This window comes from Streptomyces sp. NPDC015220, from assembly GCF_043079345.1.
Lineage (GTDB): Bacteria > Actinomycetota > Actinomycetes > Streptomycetales > Streptomycetaceae > Streptomyces.
In genome coordinates this window covers 128838-134198 of record NZ_JBIBUK010000021.1, presented here as the reverse complement: position 1 = coordinate 134198, position 5361 = coordinate 128838, and the positions used below count along the sequence as shown (strand labels likewise).

Sequence of the window (5361 nt, the reverse complement as noted above, 5' to 3'; positions counted from 1 at the left end):
CTCAGGTCGTGGCCGAACGGCTTCTCGATGACCGCGCGCCGCCAGGAACCGCCCGTCTGCTCGGCCAGACGGTGCTTGCGCAACTGCTGGATGACCACGGGGAACGACTTCGGCGGCACCGACAGGTAGAACGCGAAGTTCCCGCCCGTGCCCTGCGCCTTGTCCAGCTCCTCGATCGTCTGGCGCAGCCGCTCGAACGCCTCGTCGTCGTCGAAGGTGCCCTGCACGAACCGCATGCCCTGGCTGAGCTGCTGCCAGACCTCCTCGCGGAACGGCGTGCGCGCGTGCTCCTTGACGGCGTCGTGCACGACCTGCGCGAAGTCCTCGTGCTCCCAGTCGCGGCGGGCGAAACCGACGAGCGAGAAGCCCGGCGGCAGCAGACCCCGGTTGGCCAGGTCGTAGACGGCGGGCATCAGCTTCTTGCGGGACAGGTCGCCCGTGACGCCGAAGATGACCAGGCCCGACGGCCCCGCGATGCGCGGGAGCCGTCGGTCTGCGGGGTCACGCAGCGGATTGCTGCTCGACAAGGTGTCAGCCCTCCGCCGGTGCGAGGCGCTCCAGCTCCGCCTCGGTCGACTTCAGCAGGTCGTTCCAGGAGCCCTCGAACTTGTCGACGCCCTCGTCCTCCAGGACCTGGACGACCTCGTCGTAGGAGATCCCGATCCGCTCCAGCGCGTCGATGTCGGCACGGGCCTGCTCGTAGGTGCCGCCGACGGCGTCGCCACGGATCTCGCCGTGGTCGTCGGTGGCCTCCAGGGTGGCCTCCGGCATGGTGTTCACCGTGTTCGGCGCGACCAGTTCCTCGACGTACATGGTGTCCTTGTACGCCTTGTCCTTCACACCGGTGGAGGCCCACAGCGGACGCTGCTTGTTGGCGCCCGCGTTCTCCAGCGCGTCCCAGCGGTCCGAGGAGAAGACCTCCTCGTACGCCTGGTAGGCGAGCCGCGCGTTGGCCACGCCCGCCTTGCCGCGCAGCGCCTTGGCCTCGTCGGTGCCCATCTCGTCGATGCGCCGGTCGATCTCGGTGTCCACGCGGGAGACGAAGAAGGACGCCACCGAGTGGATCTTCGACAGGTCCAGGCCGCGCTCCTTGGCCTTCTCCAGACCGGTCAGGAAGGCGTCCATGACCTTGCGGTAGCGCTCCAGCGAGAAGATCAGCGTGACGTTGACGCTGATGCCGTTGCCGATGGTCTCGGCGATGGCCGGCAGACCCGCCTCGGTGGCCGGGATCTTGATCAGCGTGTTCGGCCGGTCCACCAGCCAGGCGAGCTGGCGGGCCTCGGCGACCGTCGCCTTGGTGTTGTGCGCGAGACGCGGGTCGACCTCGATGGAGACCCGGCCGTCCTGGCCGTCGGTGGCGTCGAAGACGGGGCGCAGGATGTCGGCGGCGTCCCGGACGTCCGCCGTGGTGATCATGCGGATGGCCTCTTCGACGGTCACCCTGCGGGCGGCCAGGTCCGACAGCTGCTGGTCGTACCCGTCGCCCTGCGAGATGGCCTTCTGGAAGATCGTCGGGTTGGTGGTGACGCCCACGACGTGCTGCTGGTCGATCAGCTCTGCGAGGTTGCCGGACGTGATCCGCTTGCGCGACAGGTCGTCCAGCCAGATCGCGACGCCTTCATCGGAGAGGCGCTTGAGTGCGTCTGTCATGGAAATTACATCTCCTACGTGTCGTATACGAGCGTCAGCGCTGGGCGTCGGCGAGGGATTCCCGGGCCTTGGCGGCCACGTTCTCGGCGGTGAAACCGAACTCGCGGAACAGGACCTTCGCATCGGCCGAAGCACCGAAGTGCTCAAGGGAGACAATCCGGCCCGCGTCGCCCACGTACTTGTGCCAGGTGAGTCCCACGCCTGCCTCGACGGCCACGCGCGCCCTGACGGCCGGGGGCAGCACGCTCTCCCGGTACCCCTGGTCCTGCTCCTCGAACCACTCCACCGACGGCATCGACACCACGCGGGTCGGCACCCCATCGGCCTGGAGCCGCTCACGCGCCTCGACGGCCACGTGCACCTCGGAACCGGTGGCGATCAGGATCACCTGCGGCTCGCCGCCCTCGGCCTCGAACAGGACGTAGCCGCCCTTCGCCGCGTTGTCGTCGGGCTCGTAGGTCGGCACGCCCTGACGGGTCAGCGCCAGACCGTGCGGGGCGCCCTTGCCGTACTCCTTCGTCCAGCGCCGGAGGATCTCGCGCCAGGCGATCGCGGTCTCGTTGGCGTCGGCCGGGCGGACCACGTTCAGGCCCGGGATGGCGCGCAGCGAGGCCAGGTGCTCGACCGGCTGGTGGGTGGGGCCGTCCTCGCCGAGGCCGATGGAGTCGTGCGTCCACACGTACGTCACCGGCAGGTGCATCAGCGCGGACAGGCGCACGGCGTTGCGCATGTAGTCGGAGAAGACCAGGAAGGTGCCGCCGTAGACGCGGGTGTTGCCGTGCAGCGTGATGCCGTTCAGCTCCGCGCCCATCGAGTGCTCGCGGATGCCGAAGTGGATGGTGCGCCCGTAGGGGTCCGCCTCGGGCAGCGGGTTGCCGGCGGGCAGGAAGGACGACGTCTTGTCGATGGTGGTGTTGTTCGAGCCGGCCAGGTCGGCGGAGCCGCCCCACAGCTCGGGGACGACCTCGCCGAGCGCCTGGAGCACCTTGCCGGAGGCGGCACGGGTGGCGACGGACTTGCCCGCCTCGAACACCGGGATCTTCTCGTCCCAGCCGGTGGGCAGCTCGGCCGCCGCGATGCGGTCGTACTCGGCGGCGCGCTCGGCGTTGGCCTCGCGCCAGGCCTGGAAGGACTTCTCCCACTCGGCCCGGGCCTGCCGGCCGCGCTCCAGCGCGCCCCGGGTGTGGCCGATGACCTCGTCGCCGACCTCGAAGCTCTTCTCCGGGTCGAAGCCGAGCACCCGCTTGGTGGCCGCGACCTCCTCGTCGCCCAGCGCCGAGCCGTGCGCGGCCTCGGTGTTCTGCGCGTTGGGGGCCGGCCAGGCGATGATCGAGCGCATCGCGATGAAGGACGGCCGGTCGGTGACGGCCTTGGCCTCCTGGACGGCCGCGTAGATCGCCTGCGGGTCCAGGTCGCCGTCGGCCTTGGGCGCCACGCGCTGCACGTGCCAGCCGTAGGCCTCGTAACGCAGAGCGGTGTCCTCCGAGACGGCCGTCTCGGTGTCGCCCTCGATCGAGATGTGGTTGTCGTCCCACAGCAGGATCAGGTTGCCCAGCTTCTGGTGGCCGGCCAGCGAGGACGCCTCGGCCGAGATGCCCTCCTGGAGGCAGCCGTCACCGGCGATGCAGTAGATGAAGTGGTCGAACGGGGACTCGCCGGCCGCGGCCTCCGGGTCGAACAGACCGCGCTCGTAGCGGGCGGCCATCGCCATGCCCACCGCGTTGGCGACGCCCTGGCCGAGCGGGCCGGTGGTGGTCTCCACGCCGACCGTGTGGCCGTACTCCGGGTGACCCGGCGTCTTCGAGCCCCAGGTGCGGAAGGCCTTCAGGTCGTCCAGCTCCAGGCCGAAACCGGCCAGGTAGAGCTGGGTGTAGAGGGTCAGGGACGAGTGCCCGGCGGACAGCACGAAACGGTCGCGCCCCACCCACTGCGGGTCGGCCGGGTCGTGCCGCATCACCTTCTGGAACAGGGTGTAGGCGGCAGGAGCCAGGCTCATGGCCGTACCCGGATGGCCGTTGCCGACCTTCTGTACGGCATCGGCGGCCAGGACACGCGCGGTGTCCACCGCACGCTGGTCCAATTCGGTCCACTCGAGGTCTGTGGTGGTCGGCTTGGTGCTCACCCTGGTTCAGGGCTCCTCTCCACATGATCGGATGCCGGCGCACGTGCCCGTGCACCGGCTGCCGGCGTTCTCGTCGGAGGCCGGCGGTTGTCGAGCCTACCCTCGTAAAGACGTGCATTTTTTCGAGTCATTCAAGAGTGCCCGGACTCTTCGAAATCCGCATGGCAACTGGGCCGGAGCCTATTCGGCAACTGAATAAGGAACCGCTCATCCGATCGCTCAATCGAGCTCTCGCGCGCCCGTCGGAACAGTGTTCTCCCGGCGTTCGGGGACCCGCCCCGCGGCGTTCGGGCGCCCGCCACGGCGGCCCCGCGCCCGGGGTGCGGCCAACACGACCCGACCCCCGCGAATGCCCGGGTCTGGGCAACGTCTACAGTGGCGTGGTACGCGCGAGCCTTTACCGCAGGTTCACAGGGTGAGGGCTCGCTGGGATGTCTCTGTCAGGGGTGTGCGTGACGGCCGTCGAATCCCGTCCTGGGGGTCCCTCCCAGGCCCTTAAGGCTCTGGGGGAGGGACTGCTCGGTGCAGGCCAGAGCCCGAGCCACCGGCCGTTCGGGGCCCGTGTCAAGGCGTTCGTGGCGCTGACCAAGCCACGGATCATCGAGCTGCTGCTGATCACCACCGTTCCGGTGATGTTCCTGGCGCAGCAGGGTGTGCCGAATCTGAAGCTGGTGCTGCTCACCTGCGTCGGCGGCTACCTCTCCGCGGGCGGCGCGAACGCGCTGAACATGTACATCGACCGCGACATCGACGCGCTCATGGACCGCACCTCGCAGCGGCCGCTGGTCACCGGAATGGTGAGCCCGCGTGAGTGCCTCGCCTTCGGCATCACCCTGGCGGTCGTGTCGACGCTGCTGTTCGGGCTCACCGTCAACTGGCTGTCCGCGTGGCTGTCGCTCGGGGCGTTGCTCTTCTACGTCGTCGTCTACACGATGATCCTCAAGCGGCGTACGTCGCAGAACATCGTCTGGGGCGGCATCGCCGGCTGTCTGCCGGTGCTGATCGGCTGGTCCTCGGTCACCAACTCCATGTCCTGGGCGCCGGTCGTCCTCTTCCTCGTCATGTTCTTCTGGACGCCGCCGCACTACTGGCCGCTGTCCATGAAGGTCAAGGAGGACTACGCCCGCGTGGGCGTGCCGATGCTGCCGGTCATCGCCTCCAACAAGGTCGTCGCCCGGCAGATCGTGATCTACAGCTGGGTGATGGTGGCGGTCTCGCTGCTGCTGACCCCGCTCGGCTACACCGGCTGGTTCTACACGGTGGTGGCGCTCGCGGCCGGCGGCTTCTGGCTGTGGGAGGCGCACGGGCTGCAGAACCGGGCCAAGGCCGAGGTGACGGGCGTGAAGCTGAAGGAGATGCGGCTGTTCCACTGGTCGATCACCTACGTGTCGATCCTCTTCGTCGCGGTGGCGGTGGACCCCTTCCTGCGGTAGTCCCCGAGAGGCGTCCCGACGGGCGGGGGGGGGGGGGCCCGGCCCCCCCCCCCCCCCGCGCCCGTGTGTGGAACCCGGGGGGGGGAAGGGGGGCCGGGGGACCCCCCCCCGGGGTGCCCCCCCCCCCCCCCCCCCCCGGCCGCCCCCCCCCCCCCC

Annotated in this window: 3 protein-coding genes and 1 pseudogene; 1 reads left to right on the top strand and 3 read right to left on the bottom strand. The window is 69.6% G+C overall.

Going from position 1 to position 5361, the window contains the following annotated elements:
* From ACF061_RS30925 to tkt, 3 genes and pseudogenes are all read right to left on the bottom strand, one after another.
* Positions 1–527 (bottom strand): annotated as a pseudogene (locus ACF061_RS30925) (glucose-6-phosphate dehydrogenase); the annotation flags it as partial.
* Positions 528–531: 4 nt separating this feature from the next.
* Positions 532–1650, bottom strand: a complete 1119-nt coding sequence (gene tal / locus ACF061_RS30920; RefSeq protein WP_392270310.1) for a transaldolase — start codon at positions 1648–1650, stop codon at positions 532–534.
* Positions 1651–1684: 34 nt separating this feature from the next.
* Complete coding sequence (tkt, locus tag ACF061_RS30915; RefSeq protein ID WP_392270309.1) at positions 1685–3772, bottom strand: transketolase; 2088 nt, start codon at positions 3770–3772, stop codon at positions 1685–1687.
* Between the two features lie 446 nt (positions 3773–4218).
* Here tkt and ACF061_RS30910 point away from each other — a divergent pair, with 446 nt between their 5' ends.
* The gene (locus ACF061_RS30910) at positions 4219–5205 is read left to right on the top strand and encodes a heme o synthase (RefSeq protein WP_392270312.1); all 987 of its coding nucleotides are present in this window, start codon (positions 4219–4221) and stop codon (positions 5203–5205) included.
* The last annotated feature ends 156 nt before the right edge of the window (positions 5206–5361 follow it).